We start from the raw sequence: 1,946 nt of genomic DNA on the forward strand, positions 1-1,946 counted from the left end.
CGATCGCTTACCCACTCCGCCAGACGGGGTTTCCTTGCCGCTTACCAAGCGATCCACTATTCCCCCAATATAGAGGGTCGCTCCGCAAGAAGACCGCCGGAAGACCATTATCAAGGCCTATCGCAAAGCGTAGCCAAGAATGTATGCCGCTGTTGCCGGCGACTTCTGAAGCGCGATCTCCGCCAAAGGAGTTCGCGGCCTCCGAGGCGAAATCCGCGACACCAGCGATGAAGAACTCCCGCCGGCGAACAGGACTTAAAGCACTTCGAAGCGGTTCACCGACACCTATTTCAGTTTGTCTAGAATTGGGCGGGAGAAAAATATGGCTGTCCGCATATCGAAGGACAGCACCACGTTCTGGTATCCGTTCAGGGGAGCTTTCCAGTTCTTATCGAAGAGCTGATCGCAGGCAGTTGAGGAGCCGGAACCGTGGCGTCCATCTCTCGATCAGTTCTGTTCATCCTCTTCGTCGTGATCCTGCTCGCCGACCGAACTGCAAGTAAGTACGATCAGCGTTCGCCCATATTGGCCGAGGCCGACCATGTCTTCGGCGGCCTTGTACACGCGCTCAAAGCTCATTCTACAGGCTCGTGTTCCTAAGCAAGACATCACCCTCGGCTCCATGGGGATACTGCGTCACGACTTCGAACGATGGTAGCAAGTCAAGAATTGCTTGCAGGGACTTCTGCCCTTCATAGAGCTCCTGGTCGCTGTATTCAGTGTAGATGAAGCGCGTGTTGCTCAAGCTATGCCTGCCGCCAGCGATCACATCGGACTCGGCTCCCTGCACGTCCATCCAAATGAAATCGATGCGTTTTAGTTTCGCCTCACTGCACCAGTCATCCAAGCGTCGAGTTTCAACTGAGATGGGATGATCAAACCGAACCCATTCATATTCCACGAGATGATTCTTGGGCCGGCGTATCGAGCCAGAGAGATCCCAGTCCTTCGCATCTCCATTTCCATTGCTTGGATGGAAATCGATCCTGCCATTTCGGTCGGAGACCGCGATCTCAAATAGCTTCACTTTGTCGAGGTACCGATCCATGTTTTTCTTGAAGCGAGCAGCCGCTCGGGGATCTGGCTCAAAGCAGTAGAGCTGAGCCTGCGGGCAGAGCTCGAGAAACTTTCGCGTATCGGTTCCGTCGTTGCAGCCGATGTCCAAGATAACGGGATCCGGCTTTTGAAGAAGACCAACAATCTGCTGATGTACTGTTAAGGAAGATGTGGGTTCCATGGAAATATGCACTCTCTTAAAGGAGGCCCTGCCGAAGCCTAGCGGCAGTCCTGTCGAGAACTTTTGGAGCGCTCGGCAGCTGCCTACTCAGGGGCTCGCTGAGGTCCGTTGAACTTTGTCTTTGAATTCTCGATTACACGCACGCCCCTCCTGCGCAATGTATATCAATGTATATATAGTGCATGTGCCGGCGTAACGATAAGCGGATGGATTATGTGCGCCACTCGATCAACTCGTGCCTTTTGAAATGCGGTCGCCGGCGCATCGCGGGCTCTTCAACAGGCGCGTCGTACCATGTCATTGCTGCCGAAATCAAAGTAGCTCGTCGCAATCGCACCACAGCATAAGGCAAAAGGTAGGCTCCAGCATTGAATGCCAGGTCGATGCTGACTCTGCGACCTACTGCCTAATTTGAATCGACTTTCAGTTAGGCTTCGCAAAAGACGGCCCTCCCTTACGCGTAACCGGAGAGAGAATGACGGCCCTGGACTCAAAGCGGCGCGTGGCGCTGATCACCGGCGTCACCGGGCAGGATGGCGCCTATCTTGCCGAATATCTGCTCGGCCTTGGCTACACCGTGCACGGCGTGAAGCGGCGCTCGTCCTCGTTCAACACCGCGCGCATCGATCACCTCTATCAGGATCCGCATTCGCGCAACGTGCCGTTCCTGCTGCATTACGGCGACATGACCGACTCGACCAACCTGATC

The 1,946-nt window shown here is 54.8% G+C and carries 3 protein-coding genes; 1 reads left to right on the top strand and 2 read right to left on the bottom strand.

Annotated elements, in window-relative coordinates:
* Positions 1–447: 447 nt before the first annotated feature.
* Together CQ14_RS47625 and CQ14_RS17190 are read right to left on the bottom strand one after the other, a co-directional pair.
* Positions 448–579: a hypothetical protein gene (locus CQ14_RS47625; protein ID WP_283807236.1), complete on the bottom strand. Its 132-nt coding sequence runs from the start codon at positions 577–579 to the stop codon at positions 448–450.
* A gap of 1 nt (position 580) precedes the next feature.
* Positions 581–1,237: an FkbM family methyltransferase gene (locus tag CQ14_RS17190; protein ID WP_057859050.1), complete on the bottom strand. Its 657-nt coding sequence runs from the start codon at positions 1,235–1,237 to the stop codon at positions 581–583.
* A 475-nt stretch (positions 1,238–1,712) separates the two neighbouring features.
* Between CQ14_RS17190 and CQ14_RS46355 the strand changes: the two genes are divergently transcribed.
* A partial coding sequence (locus CQ14_RS46355) for a GDP-mannose 4,6-dehydratase (protein WP_245320384.1) occupies positions 1,713–1,946 on the top strand: 234 nt, incomplete at its 3' end.

Source organism: Bradyrhizobium lablabi (assembly GCF_001440475.1).
GTDB classification, from domain to species: domain Bacteria; phylum Pseudomonadota; class Alphaproteobacteria; order Rhizobiales; family Xanthobacteraceae; genus Bradyrhizobium; species Bradyrhizobium lablabi.